General features: G+C 40.4%; 20 protein-coding genes. 10 read left to right on the forward strand and 10 right to left on the reverse strand.

The window, feature by feature from the left end:
• Positions 1-8: 8 nt before the first annotated feature.
• The 4 genes from HUN22_RS00890 to HUN22_RS00905 are packed head-to-tail and all read left to right on the forward strand — an operon-like array spanning position 9 to position 3,086.
• Positions 9-734 (forward strand): 3-ketoacyl-ACP reductase FabG2, encoded by a 726-nt coding sequence (locus HUN22_RS00890; protein WP_014208360.1) that lies wholly within the window; start codon positions 9-11, stop codon positions 732-734.
• Positions 734-1,960, forward strand: a complete 1,227-nt coding sequence (locus HUN22_RS00895; protein ID WP_174726164.1) for a beta-ketoacyl-ACP synthase — start codon at positions 734-736, stop codon at positions 1,958-1,960. The genes HUN22_RS00890 and HUN22_RS00895 overlap by 1 nt, the downstream gene beginning before the upstream one ends.
• Positions 1,961-1,971: 11 nt before the next feature.
• Positions 1,972-2,406, forward strand: a complete 435-nt coding sequence (locus HUN22_RS00900; protein WP_016144319.1) for a hypothetical protein — start codon at positions 1,972-1,974, stop codon at positions 2,404-2,406.
• A 23-nt stretch (positions 2,407-2,429) separates the two neighbouring features.
• Positions 2,430-3,086, forward strand: coding sequence for a 4'-phosphopantetheinyl transferase family protein (locus HUN22_RS00905; RefSeq protein WP_174726165.1), 657 nt, complete (start codon positions 2,430-2,432; stop codon positions 3,084-3,086).
• Between the two features lie 70 nt (positions 3,087-3,156).
• Here the strand turns inward: HUN22_RS00905 and secB are convergent, their stop codons facing one another.
• The 4 genes from secB to rsgA all read right to left on the reverse strand — a co-directional run bounded on the left by secB (position 3,157) and on the right by rsgA (position 5,488).
• Positions 3,157-3,615: a protein-export chaperone SecB gene (gene secB / locus HUN22_RS00910; RefSeq protein WP_002115005.1), complete on the reverse strand. Its 459-nt coding sequence runs from the start codon at positions 3,613-3,615 to the stop codon at positions 3,157-3,159.
• A 27-nt stretch (positions 3,616-3,642) separates the two neighbouring features.
• Positions 3,643-3,900, reverse strand: a complete 258-nt coding sequence (grxC, locus tag HUN22_RS00915) for a glutaredoxin 3 (protein WP_002114715.1) — start codon at positions 3,898-3,900, stop codon at positions 3,643-3,645.
• Between the two features lie 11 nt (positions 3,901-3,911).
• Entirely contained in the window at positions 3,912-4,328 is a 417-nt protein-coding gene (locus tag HUN22_RS00920) for a rhodanese-like domain-containing protein (protein WP_000443006.1), read from the reverse strand.
• A 98-nt stretch (positions 4,329-4,426) separates the two neighbouring features.
• Positions 4,427-5,488: a ribosome small subunit-dependent GTPase A gene (gene rsgA, locus HUN22_RS00925; protein ID WP_005066188.1), complete on the reverse strand. Its 1,062-nt coding sequence runs from the start codon at positions 5,486-5,488 to the stop codon at positions 4,427-4,429.
• A gap of 125 nt (positions 5,489-5,613) precedes the next feature.
• On the opposite strand from rsgA, the gene orn reads away from it, so the two are divergent.
• The 3 genes from orn to HUN22_RS00940 all read left to right on the forward strand — a co-directional run bounded on the left by orn (position 5,614) and on the right by HUN22_RS00940 (position 8,007).
• Complete coding sequence (gene orn / locus HUN22_RS00930) at positions 5,614-6,180, forward strand: oligoribonuclease (protein ID WP_000099436.1); 567 nt, start codon at positions 5,614-5,616, stop codon at positions 6,178-6,180.
• 154 nt (positions 6,181-6,334) lie between these two features.
• The gene (locus HUN22_RS00935; RefSeq protein ID WP_174726166.1) at positions 6,335-7,066 is read left to right on the forward strand and encodes a Bax inhibitor-1/YccA family protein; all 732 of its coding nucleotides are present in this window, start codon (positions 6,335-6,337) and stop codon (positions 7,064-7,066) included.
• A 137-nt stretch (positions 7,067-7,203) separates the two neighbouring features.
• On the forward strand, positions 7,204-8,007 hold the full coding sequence (locus HUN22_RS00940; protein WP_023274323.1) for an enoyl-ACP reductase FabI: 804 nt from the start codon (positions 7,204-7,206) through the stop codon (positions 8,005-8,007).
• Positions 8,008-8,076: 69 nt separating this feature from the next.
• On the opposite strand, the gene HUN22_RS00945 is transcribed toward HUN22_RS00940, so the two are convergent.
• The 6 genes from HUN22_RS00945 to leuS form a co-directional block, all read right to left on the reverse strand.
• Positions 8,077-9,471, reverse strand: coding sequence for an efflux transporter outer membrane subunit (locus HUN22_RS00945; RefSeq protein WP_174726175.1), 1,395 nt, complete (start codon positions 9,469-9,471; stop codon positions 8,077-8,079).
• Positions 9,472-9,493: 22 nt separating this feature from the next.
• Positions 9,494-11,488, reverse strand: coding sequence for a MacB family efflux pump subunit (locus tag HUN22_RS00950; RefSeq protein WP_174726167.1), 1,995 nt, complete (start codon positions 11,486-11,488; stop codon positions 9,494-9,496).
• Between the two features lie 2 nt (positions 11,489-11,490).
• The gene (locus tag HUN22_RS00955) at positions 11,491-12,831 is read right to left on the reverse strand and encodes a MacA family efflux pump subunit (RefSeq protein ID WP_174726168.1); all 1,341 of its coding nucleotides are present in this window, start codon (positions 12,829-12,831) and stop codon (positions 11,491-11,493) included.
• A 107-nt stretch (positions 12,832-12,938) separates the two neighbouring features.
• On the reverse strand, positions 12,939-13,928 hold the full coding sequence (holA, locus tag HUN22_RS00960; protein WP_174726169.1) for a DNA polymerase III subunit delta: 990 nt from the start codon (positions 13,926-13,928) through the stop codon (positions 12,939-12,941).
• Between the two features lie 18 nt (positions 13,929-13,946).
• Positions 13,947-14,456: an LPS-assembly lipoprotein LptE gene (locus tag HUN22_RS00965; RefSeq protein ID WP_032054413.1), complete on the reverse strand. Its 510-nt coding sequence runs from the start codon at positions 14,454-14,456 to the stop codon at positions 13,947-13,949.
• 27 nt (positions 14,457-14,483) lie between these two features.
• Complete coding sequence (leuS, locus tag HUN22_RS00970) at positions 14,484-17,108, reverse strand: leucine--tRNA ligase (RefSeq protein ID WP_174726170.1); 2,625 nt, start codon at positions 17,106-17,108, stop codon at positions 14,484-14,486.
• A gap of 534 nt (positions 17,109-17,642) precedes the next feature.
• Between leuS and HUN22_RS00975 the strand changes: the two genes are divergently transcribed.
• Genes HUN22_RS00975 through ilvC form a run of 3 tightly spaced genes read left to right on the forward strand, consistent with a single transcriptional unit; the run spans position 17,643 to position 20,907 of the window.
• Positions 17,643-19,367 carry an acetolactate synthase 3 large subunit gene (locus HUN22_RS00975; protein WP_174726171.1) on the forward strand — a complete coding sequence of 575 codons (1,725 nt, stop codon included), beginning with the start codon at positions 17,643-17,645 and terminating at the stop codon, positions 19,365-19,367.
• The gene (gene ilvN, locus HUN22_RS00980) at positions 19,367-19,858 is read left to right on the forward strand and encodes an acetolactate synthase small subunit (RefSeq protein WP_002114824.1); all 492 of its coding nucleotides are present in this window, start codon (positions 19,367-19,369) and stop codon (positions 19,856-19,858) included. The genes HUN22_RS00975 and ilvN overlap by 1 nt, the downstream gene beginning before the upstream one ends.
• A 32-nt stretch (positions 19,859-19,890) precedes the next feature.
• On the forward strand, positions 19,891-20,907 hold the full coding sequence (gene ilvC / locus HUN22_RS00985) for a ketol-acid reductoisomerase (protein WP_016142212.1): 1,017 nt from the start codon (positions 19,891-19,893) through the stop codon (positions 20,905-20,907).
• Positions 20,908-21,111: the final 204 nt, after the last annotated feature.

Here is a 21,111-nt window from a genome sequence, read left to right on the forward strand (position 1 = left end):
AATACATTGTGACAAGACGAATTTTAGTAACGGGTTCAAGCCGAGGAATTGGGAAAGCGATTGCATTACAGCTGGCAAAGGCTGGTTTTGATGTAACTGTACATGCACGTTCTCGTCAGGCAGAGGCTGAGCAAGTCGTACAAGAGATTCAAGCCTTAGGTCAAAATAGCCATTATTTAATGTTTGATGTAAATGAGCGCCAGACGGTTCAACAAATTCTAGAACAAGACGTAGAGCAGCATGGCGCTTTTTATGGGGTTGTATTAAATGCAGGTCTTACTCATGATGGTGCTTTTCCTGCGTTAACAGATCAAGATTGGGATGAAGTAATTTCGACTTCCTTAGACGGTTTCTATAATGTTTTAAAACCACTTATCATGCCAATGATTCACTTACGCAAAGGTGGCCGTATTGTCACTTTATCTTCTGTGTCTGGAATTATGGGTAATCGTGGACAGGTCAACTACAGTGCTGCAAAAGCAGGTTTAATTGGTGCGACCAAGGCTTTGGCACTCGAATTGGCGAAGCGAAAAATTACTGTGAACTGTGTAGCCCCTGGACTGATTGAAACCGAAATGGTGACAGATGAAGTCAAAGAACATGCGCTTAAAATGATTCCGCTGCAGCGCATGGGACAGGTTGATGAAGTGGCGAGCGTAGTGAAATTCTTGTGTTCAGATGAAGCCTCGTATGTAACTCGACAGGTGATCTCTGTAAATGGAGGACTCATCTGATGAAACGTGTAGTTGTGACAGGAATGGCAGGCATTACCTCTTTAGGTGAAACTGCCGATGACATCTTTGCGCGATTTGAAGCTGCTAAAAGCGGTATTCGCTACATGCCGGAGTGGGAGCAATATGTTGACCTTCGGACCAAGCTTGCTGGGCCTGTTGAAACATTTCATGTTCCAAAACATTTTAACCGTAAGGTTACCCGTGGGATGGGGCGTGTAGCGCTCATGTCTGTGGTTTGTGCCGAAACTGCTTTACAAAATGCTGGGTTGCTTGGGCATAAAATTTTATCTAGTGGCGAAGCGGGTGTTGCCTTTGGTTCTTCTGCGGGTAGCGTAGACGCCGTGGGTGAGTTTGCAAGCATGTTGCTTCACCAGAGCATGAGTAAGATTAATGCCACCACTTATATTCGTATGATGGCCCACACCAGTGCGGTGAACATGACCGTATACTTTGGTCTAAAAGGATTAACTTTACCTACCTCAAGTGCATGTACCTCTGGTTCCATGGCAATTGGGCAAGCTTATGAAGCAATCAAATATGGCAAACAACAAGTCATGATTGCGGGTGGTGCAGAGGAACTCAGTGCGGCAGGTGCAGCGGTTTTTGATGTATTGTTCGCGACCAGTGGAATGAATGATCAACCTGAAAAAACACCACGACCATTTGATGCTAAACGAGATGGATTAGTGATTGGTGAAGGGGCAGGGTGTTTAATTCTCGAAGAATATGAACATGCCAAAGCACGAGGTGCTCATATTTATGCAGAAGTGATTGGCTATGGTAGCAATACCGATGGTCAACATGTAACTCGTCCTGAATCAGAAATGATGGGGCGCTGTATGGAGTTAGCGCTTAAAGATGCATCTGTAGAGGCTAAAGACATTGCCTATGTAAACGCGCATGGTACCTCAACTGATCAGGGCGATGTGGCAGAGAGCCAAGCCACTGCAAAAGTTTTAGGCTATAAACCAATCAGCTCTTTAAAGAGTTATTTTGGACATACGCTGGGGGCGTGTGGGGCTATTGAAGCTTGGTTAAGCATCGAAATGATGAATCGTGGCCGTTTTATTCCAACTTTAAATCTAGATGAAATCGACCCGCTATGTGGTGAACTAGATTATATCGTTCAGCAGCCGAGAAATTTGGATGCTGACATTATTATGAGCAATAACTTTGCTTTTGGCGGAATTAATACTTCGCTTATTTTTAAACGTGTTAAACAATAAGGAACACAACAATGTTAAATAAAAAACTTTTATTTGTAGCAATGCTAAGTGCGGGTTTTACTGCCACTGTTCAGGCTGGAGATGAAGTACATCAGTTAAATTTTAAAGAAGCTGTAGACCGTGCGGTTGCAGATGGGACTTTGGATGGTTCGGTAAAGTTTTATTTAAAGGGTACAAAGTCTGGTGGTAAAGTTATTCAAAAAGATGCTGTGACGAATAAAAAGACCAATGGTTTTGGTAAGTCGGCAGCAACTTCTTGTGACTGGGTTTTGCGTTCAGCACTAATCCAAATGCAAAACAATGCCAAAGCACAAGGGGCAAACGCCGTGACCAATATTGTGAGCTATTTTAAAGCTAATGAAACAACGAGTACGACAACTTACGATTGCTATAAAGGCACCATGATGGCGGGTGTTGCTTTAAAAGGCGATGTCGTTAAATTCTAATAATTTTAAGTAAGGTCGAGATAATGTCTAAGCGCAAAATTGAAGTCTATACACAGGCATTATCTCAGCTTCTTTTAAAGTCTAAACAAGATTTTCCAGACTTCCGTTCATTTAATCATTATAAAAAACAACAAATACAGAGTGTCAGAAATAGACTGATTGCAGAGAAACTACAAATCAATTCAATGGAATTGGAGTTTGCCAAGTATAAACATGGTAAACCTTATTTGTTGAATCACACTTTGCATTTTAATCACTCACATAGCCAACAATACTACGCTTTAGCCATGAGCGAACATGTTAAAGATATTGGTGTGGATGTTGAGGAACTTGATCGGAATGTACGCCTAGATGCTCTAGCAAAACATGCCTTTCATCCCGATGAATATAAAACATGGCTAAGCTTAGAACAAGATAGAGAATATTGGTTCAAAGTCTGGACCACGAAAGAAGCTGTTTTAAAAGCTTCAGGATTAGGCATACGTTTAGATTTAAATACGTTAAATACTCAGGCACATCCTACCGATCATGGTGGAATCTGTTCTCATCCACTTAATGGGACATTTGCTTATCAGAATTTTATTGTTGGCAATATGATATTAACCGTTGCATGGCGTTCAGAGTTATCTTGCCGTGGCTTCCAGTTTCCATCTATTCAGCTTCACTCACTTGATCTTTAATAATTTTAATAGCGCACATAAAAAAACCGCGTAATACGCGGTTTTTTTATTAAAAGGAGAAGCTAAAAAATTAAGCTTGACCTTCAACAGCAGCAGCTTGAGCACGTTGCATATTCGCTTCAAACTCTGCATCAAAGTTGATTGGAGTAAGAAGTAACTGTGGGAAGCTACCTTTAGTTACTAAATCATTTACAGCTTCACGTAAGAACGGGAACAAAATATTTGGGCAGTATGCGCCTAAAATATAAGGTAAACGCTCTTCTTCAATGTTGTCGATCAAGAAAATACCTGATTGAGTTACATCTACAATGAACGCTGTTTCGTTGTCGTTATCGGCTTGTACCACAACTTTTAAAGAAACTTCAAAGTGAGTTGGGTCAATCTTTTCTGCAGCAGAAGAAAGATTGATATTAAGTTCAGGTTGCCATTGTTTAGTAAAAACCTGCGCCCCAGGAACCTCAAAAGAAATATCTTTTGTATAAATACGCTCTAAAGCTAATTGTGGTTGAACTTGTTGTTCTTCGCTCATTGTTTTTTCCTTAATATGGATGCGATGTTAAGCCAATAATTCGTCGAGTTTACCTTCACGCTCTAAAGCATAAAGTTGGTCAAAACCACCGATAAACTGATCGTTAATGAAAATTTGTGGGACAGTACGATGATTTGTGCGTTGCATTAATTCAACACGTACTTCTGGTGCTTCAACAGAAAGATTTACTTCTTTATAAGCAACACCTTTACGCTCAAGTAACTGTTTAGCACGAACACAATACGGGCATACAGAAGTTGAGTAAACAATGACATTTGCAGCCATGATAATTCTCCTTAAGCTTTTGGTTTGCTTTTAACAAGAGGTAAGCCTTGTGCTTTCCAGTTGCTAATACCACCATCAAGACGATAGCTATCGTGGTGAGCAACTTTTTGCAAAGCACTTCCAGCAACTTGCCCCAAGTTGCAAATAAATACCAGTGGACGGTCACTTGCTTTTAATTCGTCAGCATGACTTGCGATTTGGCTATACGGAATATTGCGACTGCCACTAATGTGACCTTCGCGGAAATCTTTGCTATCGCGTAAGTCAATCAAAAGAGCATTTTTCGCTTTCACTAAAATACCAAGCGACTGTGGAGAAATTTTACGACCATTACGTTGACCTTCAAAAATGAAGAACAATACGATCAAGACTCCGAGCGTACCAAACAAAATGGGGTGATTCCCCATAAACTCTAACCAGCGTTCCACAAGTCACCTAAAAAAATTAAAAAACAAAATTGACCTAGAGTATAGCGTATATAGATGGTGATCAAAATCACCACTTCAAGGGCAAATAGGGCAGAAAATCAGTTTTTTTGCTGCGCTTCTTGAATCTCATCGATTAAACGCAAAAAGCTATCTAAACGTCGTGGCAAAATTTCACCCGCTTCAACGGCCTGTTTAAGCCCACAATTCTTTTCATGAGTGTGAGTGCAATTACGGAATTGGCAAGATCCTAGATGGGCTGCAATGTCTGGAAAGCCCATACGAATTTTTTCTAAATCGAGATGCCAAAGCCCAAACTCACGAATTCCCGGAGAATCAATTAAGGCACCATTTTTACCGAAGTTGATTAAGCGCGTAGAGGTTGTCGTGTGTTGTCCAAGTGCAGAGTTTTCAGAAATAACATTGGTTTTTTGCTCTGCATCTGGAATGAGCACATTAATTAAAGAGCTTTTTCCTACGCCTGATTGCCCTACAAATGCTACGGTTTCACCATCTAAACGCTCAGATAAAGCCGAGATATCTCCCTTCTTCGACTGACAAATCATCACCTCATAACCCAAGGTTTTATATTCTTCTAATAGGGTAAGAATAGGGTCATTTTCAGTGAGTAAATCAGACTTATTGAGGACCAAAAGAGCAGGAATGTTAGCGTCTGCACAAGCAACTAAATATCGATCAATTAACGTTGGAGCTGGTTCAGGAAGCGGTGAAAATACAATCACAATCAAACTGATATTCGCGGCCACTGGTTTAACTTTGTGATAGCGGTCAGGGCGGGTAAGTAAAGATGTACGTGGGTGAATGGCTGTAATAATGCCTAGACCCGTATTTGGGTCTGCCTGCCATTTAACTCGGTCACCAGTTACAAGTAACTCAAGATTAGTTCGAGTATGGCAACGCCAAACACTATTGAGCTCGATCGGCTTCCAGAATGGTTCTGGTTCTCCTTCGGCAACTTGTGGTTTTTCTGGGTGATGCTCAGGTACAGAGAGGGCTTGTACTTCAAGTTGACGGCCATAGTGTTGTACAACGAGTCCATCTAGATCCTGTGAAGTATCGATCTCTTCTTGGCGAGTTTTATGCTGTTTTTCAATACGACGTTGCTGCTGTTCAGTTAAACGACGCTTACGAATTAAAGCCATTCATATCCCAAAAAAACCATTGTTTGAAGACCGCAAAAATAGCATGAAGCAGCTATAGAATTACAGCGCGGAAGCAAGAAATTTGCTACTATTGATGTTTTTACGGCATTTTAGAACGTACATTCATGAGCAGTACTTTAAATACACGATTAATTTGGATTGATCTGGAAATGACCGGATTAGATACCGATAATGACCAAATTATTGAAATCGCAACAATTATTACAGATGATCATTTAAATGTACTTGCCGAAGGTCCAGTTTTGGCTATTCATCAACCTGATCGTATTTTAAATGCAATGGATGAATGGAACACTCGTCAACATGGGCAGTCTGGTCTGATTGAACGAGTTCGTCGCAGTAAATTAACAGCTCGTGATGCTGAGTTACAAACTTTAGAATTCCTAAAAAAATGGGTGAATCCAAAAGTTTCACCAATGTGCGGTAACTCAATTTGTCAGGATCGCCGTTTCTTACACCGCCTTATGCCTGAACTTGAGCAGTATTTCCACTATCGTAATCTTGATGTATCTACGGTAAAAGAGCTTTCAAAACGCTGGCGCCCTGAAATTATGAGTGGTCTGAAAAAGAATGCATCTCATTTGGCAATGGATGATATTCGTGACTCAATTTCAGAGTTGAAATACTACCGCGAATATTTCTTTATTATGAATACTGATGGTAAAGATTGATTACGTTGTAGACGTGATATGAAAGGGAGGCTCATGCCTCCTTTTTTATTACTTAAAGGACATTGTTACAATAATGCCGATCGCCTGATTTGGCTTTCATATTCATTTTGCTTAAAATGATGTTTTAAATTTTTATTATAAAAAGAGAGCATTTATGCAAAGTAATAACCCGATACTGACGCGCGTTGAAACGGTCAGTGATTATAGTCAACCGATGACTGTGCAAGGTGCGATTCAAAAATCTGTTATGTTGACAGTCATTGCAGCTGCGGTGGGTGTCGCTTTATTTTTCTATGCAGCCTTTACTGCAAATGTTGGTATTGCTTACGCGGCCTCAATTGTGGGTGCAATTGGTGGCTTGGTTTTAGCTTTAATTACAACCTTTAAACCAACGACCGCGCCAACATTGGCAATTCCGTATGCCTTATTTGAAGGGGCTTTTTTAGGTGGTATTTCGTTTACTTTCCAGTTGAAATACCCAGGTGTTCCACTTCAGGCTTTATTAGCAACCTTTGTCACCACTTTGGTGATGTTTGGTTTATATAAATTCCAAATTATCCGCGCAACTGAAAAGTTCAAGTCAGTTGTAATCTCTGCATCTTTGGCAATCTTTATTGTATTTATTGTGCAGATGGTCATGCGTTTAGCATTTGGTTCAAGTGTTCCTTATATTTTTGAAAGTAACTGGTTAGGCACTGGTTTTGCTGCATTCGTCGCAGTCATTGCTTCACTTAACCTGATTTTAGATTTTGATTTAATCGAAACTAATGCAGCATATCGTGCACCAAAATTCATGGAATGGTTGTGTGGTATCGCATTACTTGCAACTTTAGTATGGATGTATATTTCTTTCTTACGTTTACTGGGCTTACTGTCTGACGACTAAGATTGAATTCATCTAGAAGTCGCTCCTCACCAGGAGCGATTTTTTTTCGTGCGATTTTTGAAAAAAGATGCATTATGCAATTTCGAAAACCGCCGAATATTGGCATTATGCTTGAAATTGTTTTGAGTGAGATCGGCATGACACAAGGACTTTTAGCAGGTAAGCGCTTTTTGATTGCAGGCGTTGCTAGTAAATTATCAATTGCTTTTGGTATTGCACAAGCATTACACCGTGAAGGTGCAGAGCTTGCGTTTACTTATCCAAACGAAAAATTAAAAAAACGTGTGGATGAATTTGCTGAGCAATTCGGTTCTAAGCTTGTGTTTCCATGTGATGTTGCTGTTGATGCTGAAATTGATAATGCATTTGCAGAACTTGCAAAACATTGGGATGGTGTAGACGGTGTTGTACACTCAATTGGCTTTGCACCTGCACACACGCTTGATGGTGACTTCACTGACGTGACTGACCGTGACGGTTTTAAAGTTGCTCATGACATCAGTGCATACAGCTTTATTGCAATGGCTCGTGCTGCAAAACCTTTATTACAAGCTCGCCAAGGGTGTTTATTGACTTTGACTTACCAAGGTTCTGAGCGCGTTATGCCTAACTATAACGTTATGGGTATGGCAAAAGCTTCTTTAGAAGCTGGTGTTCGTTACTTGGCATCAAGCCTTGGTGTTGATGGTATCCGTGTAAACGCGATTTCTGCGGGCCCAATCCGTACTTTAGCTGCTTCTGGTATTAAATCTTTCCGTAAAATGTTAGATGCCAATGAAAAAGTTGCGCCATTAAAACGTAACGTAACCATTGAAGAAGTAGGTAATGCAGCGTTATTCCTATGCTCACCTTGGGCTTCAGGTATTACTGGTGAAATTCTATATGTAGATGCTGGTTTCAATACTGTAGGTATGAGCCAATCTATGATGGATGATGAATAAGTTTTAAAATTTATTCAGCCATAAAAAAAGCCGTAGTTGAAGGACTACGGCTTTTTTAATTGGTACAAGTTATTGAGGCAGTTCTTTTACAGGGGAACCACCTAAAGCTTGCATGAGGGTGACATAAGCATTGTATTGGCTTTGCTTCGTTTCAACGAGGCTTAAGCGCGCAGTACGAGTGGTTTGCTGTGCATCAAGAAGTGTTTTTAATGCAACAGCACCATAACGGTAGCGGACTTCAGTTAAACGTTCGGTTTTTTCTGCAAGTTCAACATTACGCTCTTGTAGCGCTACTTGTTTGTCGAGTTCGGTACGACTCGATAAAGCATTTTCGACATCAGCAAAAGCCTGATAAAGCGTTTGGCGATATTGAATAATCGCTTTTTCATAATCCAGATTGCTAATCGCGATATCTTTTTTCATATCGTTATATTGCAAAAATGGTAAGCTTAAACTTGCACCTAAAGTTAGAGCAGGGTTACGTAATAACTCTGTTAACGATGTGCTGCTTGAACCTAAACTGCTGGTTAAGCTAATCGAAGGGTAGTAGCTTGCTTTGGTTGCATCTTTAGTCGCTAATGCTTTTCTTAAGCGTAGCTCACTTGCTTGCAAATCAGGACGGCGCGATAAAATATCGGCAGGTAAGCCTGCGCCAATTGCAGGTAGAGCGGTGCGTGGTAAACGCTTTGGCTCTTGAATGTTTAATTGTTGCAATGGTTCATGCAATAACACTGCGATGGCTGTGCGTGTTTCAACCAGTTGTTGCTCAATTTGGCTTAAGCTTGCTTTCTGGCTTTGTACCGATTGTTCTGCTTGAGTCAGATCTACGCCTGAAACGGCACCAGCTTTATATTGAATCTGAACCAAGTCATAAAGCTTTTGAGAGGTTACTAGGCTTTGCTGAGCAGTCGCATAACGTTCATTTAAATAACCCAGTTGCCAATAGAGTTTGGCAGTGGTTGCAATTAAGCTTTGTCCAGTAGCTTGTAAATCTTGTTCAGTTGCTAAGGCTTCCCATTTACTTGCTTCAGTTTGACGTGCAAGCTTGCCAAACAAATCAAGCTCATAGCTTACACCTGCACTCATTGAAAGACCTTTAGCGCTGTCATCTCCCGAATTTAAATCGAAAGAATGGCCTGTAGATACACTAGAGCTGGTTCGTAAGCCTTGCTTATTAGCGGTTAAATCAGCTTGTAGACGGGCTTGCTTTAAGGCAATACCTGCAACTGCTAAATCACTATTACGTTCTAATACATTGCTTATAAGTTGATTAAGCTGCGCATCGTTAAAAAGCGTCCACCAACGGTCAGAATATTGATCGGCAGACATGCTTTTTGATTTTGCTGTGTCATATTGAAAACTACCCGGAACTTGTACTGCAGGCGTTTCATAAGGTGTTTTTACTACAGCTGCACATCCTACAAGAGAACCTGTGAGAAGAAGTGCTGTGCTGAGTTTAGTCATTGAGAAAGACATGCAATTTTCCTTATTCTCGAGATAGTGCGGCAACAGGGTCAAGTTTCGCGGCATTCTTGGCAGGTAAGAAACCGAATACGACACCAATCAGTGTTGAACAGACAAATGCTGCAATAATTGATGTGCTTGAATAAGCCACGCTAAAGTTACCGCCAGCAAATTTATTAATAAGTTGTCCAAGGCCAAGCGACAGTAAGACGCCAAGCACACCACCAATTAAACATACCAAAATTGCTTCAATCAGGAATTGCTGCAAAATATCACTTTGACGAGCACCTACGGCCATACGTACACCAATTTCTTGAGTACGTTCGGTCACCGAAACCAACATAATATTCATCACCCCGATACCACCAACAACCAAAGAAATTACGGCAATTGCTGAAACCAGAAGCGTCATTGTACTGGTTGTTTTCTCAATGGTTTGACGGATACTGTCACTGTTCATAGTGAAAATATCTTGTGCACCATGTCGCTGGGTTAATAGATTTACAATCGCATTTTCTGCGGCAGCAGTTGAATATATGTCATTAATACGAACCACGATATTACGTACATTAGATTGTCCTAACATACGGCTCATTACGGTTGTATAAGGCATATAGACATTTAGAGTGTCATCTGAGCCCATACCGCTTGTTTGCGGTTCTACCACACCAATAATACGAGCAGGTACACTACCGAGCAGTACCACTTGACCGATTGGGTTGGTACCGTCACTAAAAAATTGTTTTTGAGTATTGGTATCAATGACTACATCTTGTGAGCGATCACGAACACTTCGCTGGTCAAAAGTTTGTCCATCTTTAAAGACCAAACCTTTTACATCGAAATAATCGTTACTCACACCATTAATGGTCGCGTTTGCTTCATTTTGTTGGTACCGCATGGTTTTGGATGTACTGACCATTGGACTGACTGCACTGACATAAGGTTGAGTCATTAACGCATCAGCATCGGCAGGAACCAAAGTCTTAAAACTTGCAGTTTTTGAGTTGTCACCAAAACCACGGCCTTGGAACACGGTAATCGTATTTGTTCCGAGACTACTAATATTGCTTAAAATTTGTTGTTGAGAGCCTTTGCCTAGAGCGACCACCGTAACAACAGAAGCAATACCAATAATGATCCCAAGCATGGTTAAAAAAGTACGCATGCGATGGGCATTCATAGACAGTAAAGCCATTTGGAAGGCTTCAGATAAACGGTCTAAAGTAGACCGCCATGCAGAAATACTTTTGCCTTTCTTCTGTTTACCTTGTAAAGCAGGAGCGGCATCAGGATCAGTCTTGATTGGTTCGGCTGCTTGATCTGGAACATTAGCACGGTCACTAATAATCTCTCCGTCACTAATCTCAATAATACGAGTCGCATTTTTTGCAACTTGCATATCGTGGGTGACTAAAATAATAGTGTGACCTGCGGCATTGAGTTCACGCAAAATACGCATCACCTCAACACCACTATGAGAGTCAAGCGCCCCTGTTGGTTCATCTGCTAGAATAACGTCACCGCCATTCATCAGCGCACGGGCAATAGAAACACGTTGCTGCTGACCACCAGAAAGTTGGCTTGGTCTATTGAGTGTTTTTGTGCCCAACCCTAATTCAGTCAGTAGAGCGGTTGCACGTTGTTTACGCTCAGAAGGCGTAACACCAGCATAAACAGCTGGAACTTCTACGTTACCTTCGGCAGATAAGTCGCCCAGTAAGTGATAGCGCTGGAAAATAAAACCAAAATATTCACGGCGTAGTCGAGCCAGCTGATCTGGCTCAAGTTTACCTGTTTCTTGTCCATTAACTTTGTAACTACCACTCGTAGGTCGGTCCAAACAACCCAGAATATTCATGAGGGTCGATTTACCAGAACCCGACTGGCCGACAATGGCAACCAGTTCACCTTCATAAATGGTCAGGTCAATACCTTTTAAAATTTGTATCGTGCTTTCGCCAGCAGGGAATTCCCGGACTAGATTGCTGACTTCAAGCAAAGCTTGTTTTGTCATGCTTACATTCCCATTGGGCCACTACGGCGACGGTTATTACTACTATTTGCTGATGCAGCAGAAGTATCTGCACTATCAGCAATGACAACTTGATCACCTTGTTTTAAGCCCGCAAGAACTTGCGCATTTACACGGTTGTTAATGCCAACCAAAATTTGAGTTGGTTTAGTTGTGCCATCAGCTTGTAATACGCGTACAACACTTAACGTTAATTTACCTTGTTCAACCAGTTGTTTTTGTTCAGCAGTTAAATTTAAGCGTTCTAAACGAGCACCATTACCTTGATTTTTGCGTTCTGTACTTGGGGTAGAACTTGCTTTCTCAGATGACTGACCTGATTTTCTTTGACCAGAAAATTGTTTAGAACTTAATGCTGATGATGGAACAAGTAGAGCATTTTTAGCTGAATTTAATACGATATAAACTTGTGCGGTCATATCAATACGCAATTTACCATCGGTATTTGGCACATCGAATAACGCATTATAGTAAACCGCCGAACTGGTAGTTGAGCTTGTTGTACTGGTCGATTCGCTCGAAATTGAGTCAGGGGCTGGTTCAATTTGACGTAATGTTGCATAGCGCTTGGTTTCATCACCTAGAGTTGTAAAGTAAACCTGTTGTCCTTTTTCAACTTTCATAATGTCAGCTTCACTGACTTGCGCCTTAATCGTCATGTTTTGTAATTTTGCAATTTTGACAATTGTTGGCGCGCTTTGGTTTGCGTTTACGGTTTGGCCTTCTTCGGTCACAATCGCGACAACCGTACCATCAGTTGGAGCAACAATACGTGTATAACCAATATTGGTTTGAGCCGTAGATTTTGTCACTTTTGCAGATTCGATTTGTGCATCTAATGCTTTAATTTGCGCCTGAGCTGTTTTATAGCTTGCTTCAGCCGATTCTAAATCTGCACGCGGTGTTGCATCTTGCGCATACATTTGTTGCTGACGGCGGTATTCAAGTTGTTTTTCATTTAAAGAAGCAACTTGCTGAAGGCGCTGTGCTTCTAAATTTTTAATATTTGCATCAGACGTTTTTAAGCTGTTTTCTTGGGTTGTTGAGTCAATTTGCGCGATAAGTTGACCTTGCTTAACTTGATCGCCCAACTGTACATACATCTTTTTAACCTGACCAGATACCTGCGCACCAACGCTAATGAGTTTGGTTGCATCAAGTGTGCCTGTCGCAAGTACATTATTTTCAATATCCCCACGGGTCACCTCAGCAGTAATATATTGAGGCTGCTGCTGTTTAGGTTTTAAAAACTTCCAAGCTAATACAGCAACAATTGCTATACAGACGATGATAATAACGAGTTTGATTGGCTTTATTTTTGGCATGATGAGAGGTCAAAAAGTTTAAAATTTAATTTAGTATAAAAGCGAAATGAGGATAAAACGTGAATTTTTATGATATTTCAAGAATGAAGAAAAATGATTCTGCCGAGTTACTGTATAAATAATGTTTTTCCACATAATTCAGCAATTGCTTGCTGCATTAAATGTTCCGCATTTTCGTTCGACATTCCTTTAATTGCTGCATCAATTTGCAATAGAAGGGTAGACCAGCCTAAAAACTGCTGGGGATTTAGTCTTCTTAATGCTTGTTGATATAAGCTGACTTTTGTTTTCCATATACCGAGCTGTAAAGCATTATGAGGCTGTTCAAATAATTGCATCAGTAAACGCATTTCTTTACTTAACGTCCATAAAATCAGACTTTCTGGCTCGCCAGCCGCAATTAAATATTGAAAAATCTTAATAGATTGACCAAGGTTGCCTTCTAATAATGCATCACTTAAATCATAGGTGGTATAGCGTGATTGATCCTGTAAACAAGCATATAACTGTTCAATTTGAATCAGTTTTTGGTCTGGAAAAGTATCTCTTACACGCATCAAGCTATTCTTAGCTGCGAGCAGATTATGCTCATGATGCTGCATGAGCCACTGCCATGCATCGTTGTCGAGCTGAATCTCCAGCTTCTCTGCTTCTACGCTTAAAATACGTTGACGGTCTTGCGGATAGTTTGCGGTTAAGGCAACGACAACCCCATTTGCTTCAACAACTTGGAAAAAAGCAGACTTTAAACTACTACTATCTTGCTTAGGTAAAACAATTAAAAGTAGGTTAGTTTCATTATGCTGAATATAACTTTTAAGCTGTTTTAGTCCATTTGCATCAGGTTTTATATTGCCATGAACTTCAATGGCGAGCTGCTGAGAAAATAAAGATAAGCTGTTAAGCGCATTAAAAACATTTTTCCAGTCGCTCACGCTACTAATATCGTAGCGCTGTCTTTCAACTTCTTGTTGTTGCCAGCTTTTACGAAAAGCATCTAATAAATTTTGTTCCAGCAAAGGTTCTTGGCCGTGTAAAATCCACGCACCCCGTGCTTCCGGAATGCGTTTTAAGGCTTGTAAATAGTCAATTTTCATTGCTGGTAAAAATAAAGATTAAGGCTGAGCTTTTGGTAAACGGTTTGCTGAAATCTGACGAGTAATTTGCTGTGCAATGTCATCAATCACAATACGCTGCAAATAAGATTCTTGCTGATTTTCGGTGTTAACCGTTGCAAGATCATATTGATAACTACGAGATGCAGTTAATGAACGTGGTTCAGTAATTTTGTTCCCCTGACGGTCTTCAATTTGGAAGGTTACAGTTAAACGTAATAATACTTCCGTTAGTTTTCCATTTAAAAGCTGACGACGTGGAGTGTACTCTAACACACGGAGTACGTAGGCATCATTATCATTGCTGAGTTGAACACCATTTGCAGCCAAATATACTTTTAACTGCGTTTCCAAATCATCAGTTTTAGCCGGTAACTCAAGGCTTAACTTTTTATAAACAAGTGGAGTTGCAGTCGGGTTAGATCCTTTTAAATGAAATCCACACCCGACTAAGCCTGCACTAAGGCCTAAGGTTAAAACAACAGCGGCTAAACGTTTGGCAAAGTGCATGCTTGATCCTCTCATTAATAACTTTAATTAAACCACGAGGTTAACTAATTTATTTGGAACCACAATTTCTTTCTTTGTTGGTCCTGTTAAGAATTGTTGAACTTCTGGTAGGGCTTTAGCTTGAGCTAATAGATCTTCTTTAGAGATATCAACAGAAACCTCAAGTTTACCGCGAAGTTTACCGTTAACCTGTACAACAATCGTTTGCGTATTACGAGTTAATGCAGAAGCATCGACTTCAGGGAATGTTGCTTCTGTTACATCCGTACCAAACTGAGCCAATAATGTTTGACTTAAATGCGGTGCAAATGGAGCAAGTAAAGTTAACAGTGTGGTGATCGCTTCACGTTCTACAGCAATGTCATTGTCATCTTTTGCTTCAAACTTGTTGCTCGCATTTAACAATTCCATCAAAGCAGCAATCGCAGTATTGAAGGCATGACGACGTTCGATATCATCACTTACTTTTTGAATAGTTTCGTGTGTTTTGCGACGTAAATCTTGAGCATCTTTAGACAAGTTAGCTGTATCAATCGTAGAAGCTTGGTTGCCTTTTTCAAGGAAGCTTGCTACAAGGCGCCATACACGTTTCAAGAAGCGGTTTGCACCTTCAACACCTGCATCAGACCATTCTAAAGATTGATCTGGTGGAGCAGCAAACATCATGAATACACGTGCTGTATCTGCGCCGTATTGATCAATAATTGCTTGTGGATCGATACCGTTGTTTTTCGACTTAGACATTTTTTCTTGTCCGCCGATCACAACTTCCTGACCGTCACCTGAATATTTCGCAGAAATGATGCGACCTTTTTCGTCACGCTCTAATTCGATGTCAGCAGGGTTAAACCAAGTTTTCTTGCCATTTTCTGCTTCACGATAGAATGTATCTGCAAGTACCATGCCTTGAGTTAACAAGTTGGTAAATGGTTCATTACCTTGTACAACACCTTCATCACGCATCAATTTATGGAAGAAACGTGCATAAAGTAAGTGAAGAATCGCGTGTTCAACACCACCGATGTATTGGTTTACCGGAAGCCAGTTTTGAGCTGCTTCAGGTTTAACCATACCACCAGTAAAGTCTGGAGAAGCATAGCGTGCGTAGTACCAAGATGATTCTACAAATGTATCTAAAGTATCTGTTTCACGACGTGCATCGCCACCACAGCAAGGACATTTAGTTTCATAGAATTCAGGCATTTTATTTAATGGGTTACCTGAACCATCTGGAACAACATCAGTTGGTAATACAACCGGAAGCTGGTTTTCTGGAACTGTGACTTGACCACAAGTATCACAGTTAATCATTGGAATTGGACAACCCCAGTAACGTTGACGAGAAACACCCCAGTCACGTAAACGGAATTGAACTTTAGAATTTGCTAAACCTTGTGGTTCTAATTTTGCAAGGAATGCATCGAAAGCAGCTTGGAATTCTAAACCGTCAAACTCACCAGAGTTAACAAGTTTACCTTCTTTAGAACCGTACCATTCTTGCCATTCAGTTGCAGAGTAGTCTGCATCGTCAGTACCTTTTGCATCAATCACTTGCTTAATTGGCAAGTTGAACTTGTTGGCAAACTCAAAATCACGTTCGTCATGTGCCGGTACAGCCATGACTGCGCCAGAACCATAAGACATTAATACGTAGTTTGCGATCCAGACAGGAAGCTCTTCACCAGTTACAGGGTGTTTTACAAACAAACCTGTTGCCATGCCTTTTTTCTCGGCTGTTGCCAAGTCTGCTTCTGCAACTGAACCCATGCGGCACTCTTCAATAAATGCAGCCAATTCAGGGTTATTTTCAGCAGCTTTAAGCGCAAGAGGGTGTTCTGCTGCAACAGCAACATAAGTCACGCCCATAAGCGTATCAGCACGTGTTGTATAAACAGTTAAGCCATCAGCATAAATTTCGGTATTGGCAGATGGGAAAGTAATTTCCATGCCTGTAGAGCGACCAATCCAGTTACGTTGCATGGTCAACACTTGTTGAGGCCAGCCGTCTTGTAGGGTGTCTAGGTCATCTAATAATTCTTGTGCATAGTCAGTAATACGGAAGTAGTACATTGGAATATCGCGTTTTTCAACCAATGCACCAGAACGCCATCCGCGACCATTTTCAACTTGTTCGTTTGCTAAAACTGTTTGGTCAACCGGATCCCAGTTTACTGTTGAAAGTTTACGGTAGATCAGGCCTTTTTTATAAAGCTGAACAAATAACCATTGTTCCCAGTGATAATACTCTGGTGTACAAGTTGCGAATTCACGATCCCAATCTACAGATAGACCTAATTTTTTTAATTGGTCACGCATGTAGGCAATGTTTTCAAATGTCCATTTTGCCGGAGCAACTTTATGGGCAATTGCTGCATTTTCCGCAGGTAAACCGAATGCATCCCAACCCATAGGTTGTAATACAGTTTCACCTTTTAAACGGTAAAAACGGCTAATCACATCGCCAATTGTATAGTTACGCACATGCCCCATATGCAGCTTGCCGCTTGGGTAAGGAAACATTGACAGGATGTAACGATGTTTACCTTCGACAGTGTCGGCAACTTTAAAGACTTTACGATTTTCCCAATCTTGTTGAACTGATGGTTCAATCGTGTTTGCTTGATATTCGGGGTCAATGTGAGAAATAGTCATAGACGTAAGCTATACAACAAAAATTGATATTAAAGATTGTTGCACAGCATAGCGCAAAATCGACAAAAATGCAGTTTTGGGATGGATTTATTTTCCGTTAAAAATTAAACAAGAATAAACCTGAAAAAAGCGGGGTCATCATAAAAAAAGAAAAGTGGAAAAATCAAATAAGATGAAAAAATAGTCAGTTAAAAAATAATCATAGAAAAGTGTTTCATTAATCTTGACTTTAGTGAATTAAACAACAAAAATGCTTCCTTTAGTTTTATATGCGATTATTTGATCACCCTTCGAATAACCGTCATGTTTTGTAATAGACATTCTCTCTAGCCGAGAGATTGATTTTACTTAAAGTATGTATATCCAGACATGCTTTATTAATGTTAAAAAAGCTTATACGGCTGAAAAACAGAAATTTTTCTATTGCAACGAAAACTAGACAATATGTGTGCTATAACAGTGCAGACAATTCAATGAATGAAACACTATTTGTGCCTTCCATAAATAGTGATAAAGATTTTAGGGTGAATCACGTTGGAACTTTTATCTGGTGGTGAAATGCTCGTTCGTGCTCTTGCGGACGAAGGCGTTGAACATGTTTTTGGTTATCCAGGCGGCGCTGTATTACATATTTATGATGCGCTATTTCAACAAGACAAAATTAATCATTACCTCGTACGTCATGAACAAGCTGCTGGTCATATGGCAGATGCTTACTCGCGTGCTACAGGTAAGACAGGCGTAGTACTGGTCACTTCTGGACCTGGCGCAACTAATACTGTGACTCCAATTGCAACAGCTTATATGGACTCAATCCCAATGGTGATTTTGTCTGGCCAAGTTGCATCACATCTTATTGGTGAAGACGCTTTCCAAGAAACTGATATGGTGGGTATTTCACGTCCAATCGTGAAACACAGCTTCCAAGTTCGTCATGCAAGCGAAATTCCTGCAATTATCAAAAAAGCATTTTATATCGCATCAAGTGGTCGCCCTGGCCCTGTTGTAGTCGATATTCCTAAAGATGCGACAAATCCTGCAGAAAAATTTGCGTACGAATATCCTGAAAGAGTGAAGATGCGTTCTTATCAGCCACCTTCACGTGGTCATTCTGGTCAAATTCGTAAAGCGATTGATGAGCTTTTAAGTGCAAAACGCCCTGTAATTTATACGGGTGGTGGTGTTGTTCAAGGTAATGCATCAGCATTATTGACTGAACTCGCTCATTTACTCGGTTATCCGGTGACTAATACACTTATGGGCCTTGGTGGCTTCCCTGGCGATGATCCACAATTCGTGGGCATGTTGGGTATGCACGGTACTTATGAAGCAAATATGGCGATGCATAATGCTGACGTCATTCTTGCAATTGGTGCGCGTTTTGATGACCGAGTGACCAATAACCCAGCAAAATTCTGTGTGAATGCTAAAGTTATTCATATTGATATTGATCCGGCGAGCATTTCAAAAACAATTATGGCGCATATTCCAATTGTAGGGGCGGTTGAGCCTGTACTTCAGGAAATGTTGACGCAATTGAAACAATTAAATGTGTCTAAGCCAAACCCTGAAGCAATTGCTGCGTGGTGGGATCAAATTAATGAATGGCGTAAAGTTCATGGCTTGAAGTTTGAAACCCCGACTGATGGCACAATGAAGCCGCAGCAAGTTGTTGAAGCTTTATATAAAGTCACTAACGGTGATGCCATCATTACTTCAGATGTGGGCCAACACCAAATGTTTGGTGCTTTGTATTACAAATACAAACGTCCACGTCAATGGATTAACTCAGGCGGATTGGGCACCATGGGCGTAGGTTTACCTTATGCAATGGCTGCGAAGCTCGCTTTCCCAGATCAACAAGTCGTTTGTATTACTGGTGAAGCTTCAATTCAAATGTGTATTCAAGAGCTTTCAACCTGTAAGCAATACGGCATGAATGTGAAGATCTTATGCTTGAATAACCGTGCTTTAGGTATGGTGAAGCAGTGGCAGGATATGAACTATGAAGGCCGTCACTCAAGCTCATATGTTGAATCATTGCCTGATTTTGGCAAGTTAATGGAAGCTTATGGTCATGTTGGTATCCAGATTGATCATGCTGATGAACTAGAGTCGAAGCTTGCTGAAGCAATGGCGATTAATGATAAATGTGTATTCATTAATGTCATGGTTGATCGTACAGAACATGTTTATCCAATGCTGATCGCAGGTCAGTCTATGAAGGATATGTGGTTAGGTAAAGGGGAGCGTACATAATGAGACATATTATTTCTGTACTCGTTGAAAACGAAGCTGGTGCGCTTTCTCGCCTTGTTGGTTTATTTAGCCAACGTGGATATAACATTGAAACACTAAATGTTGCACCGACCGAAGATCCAACTTTATCACGCTTAACATTAACAACTTATGGTGATGACCATAAGATTGAACAGATTACAAAGCAGCTCAATAAACTTGTTGAAGTTGTAAAAGTAGTTGATTTATCAGAAGGTTCACACATTGAGCGTGAACTGATGCTGATTAAAGTAAAAGCGTTAGGTGCTTCACGTGCTGAAATTAAGCGTACAGCGGATATTTTCCGTGCGCAAATTGTAGACGTGACACCAACTACCTATACCATTCAAATAGCAGGGACAACTGAAAAATTAGATGGTTTTATCGATGCACTTGCAGAAAACACTATTCTAGAAGTCGTTCGTTCAGGTGTATCTGGTATCGCCCGTGGCGAAAAAGTATTAGCCATTTAATTTTTTAAAAAGTATTTTAGCGGAGAACACAAATGCAAATTTTTTACGATAAAGACTGTGACTTATCAATCATCCAAGGCAAGAAAGTAGCGATTATTGGTTACGGTTCTCAAGGTCATGCTCATGCACTTAACCTTAAAGACTCAGGCGTAGATGTAACTGTAGGTTTACGCGCAGATTCAGCTTCTTGGAAGAAAGCTGAAAATGCTGGTCTTAAAGTTGCAGAAGTTCCTGCTGCAGTTAAGCAAGCTGACCTCGTAATGATTTTGACTCCAGATGAATTCCAATCACAACTTTACCGTGACGTGATTGAACCAAACATCAAAGAAGGTGCAACTCTTGCATTTGCTCATGGTTTCTCAATTCTTTATAACCAAGTTGTTCCACGTAAAGATTTAGACGTAATCATGGTTGCTCCTAAAGCACCTGGTCACACAGTTCGTTCTGAATACCAACGTGGTTCAGGTGTTCCTGATCTTATCGCAATTCACCAAGATGCTTCTGGTAATGCACGTAACGTTGCTCTTTCTTATGCTTCTGGCGTAGGTGGCGGCCGTACAGGTATTATCGAAACTTCATTCCGTGAAGAAACTGAAACTGACTTATTTGGTGAGCAAGCAGTTCTTTGTGGTGGTGCAGTTGAATTAGTGAAAATGGGCTTCGAAACTCTAGTTGAAGCTGGTTATGCACCTGAAATGGCTTACTTCGAATGTTTACACGAACTTAAATTGATCGTTGACTTAATGTTCGAAGGTGGTATCGCTGACATGAACTACTCAGTATCTAACAATGCTGAGTATGGCGAATATGTAACTGGTACTGAAGTAATTAACGAACAGTCTCGTGAAGCAATGCGTAATGCGTTGAAACGTATTCAATCTGGTGAATACGCGAAGATGTTCATTCAAGAAGGTGCGTTAAACTACCCATCTATGACTGCTCGTCGTCGTCAAAATGCTGCACATGGTATTGAAGTAACTGGTAATAAGTTGCGTGCAATGATGCCTTGGATTCAAGCGAACAAAATCGTTGATAAAGAGAAGAACTAATTTTCTTTTTCTAAAGCTTTAAAAGAACCCTGCTCTAAGCAGGGTTCTTTATTTATACTATTTTTAAACATGAAAAGAGCCATCGAATCAACTTGACTGGATTAAATAAATTCTATATTTTTCATATAATTGGCTGCTTAATTTTTATTTACTCTATTGATTTATATAGTAAAAAATACTTGACCAAAAGATAGATAGTGTTAT

Origin of the sequence: Acinetobacter lactucae, assembly GCF_013344765.1 — a bacterium.
Classification (GTDB): Bacteria; Pseudomonadota; Gammaproteobacteria; order Pseudomonadales; family Moraxellaceae; genus Acinetobacter; species Acinetobacter lactucae_A.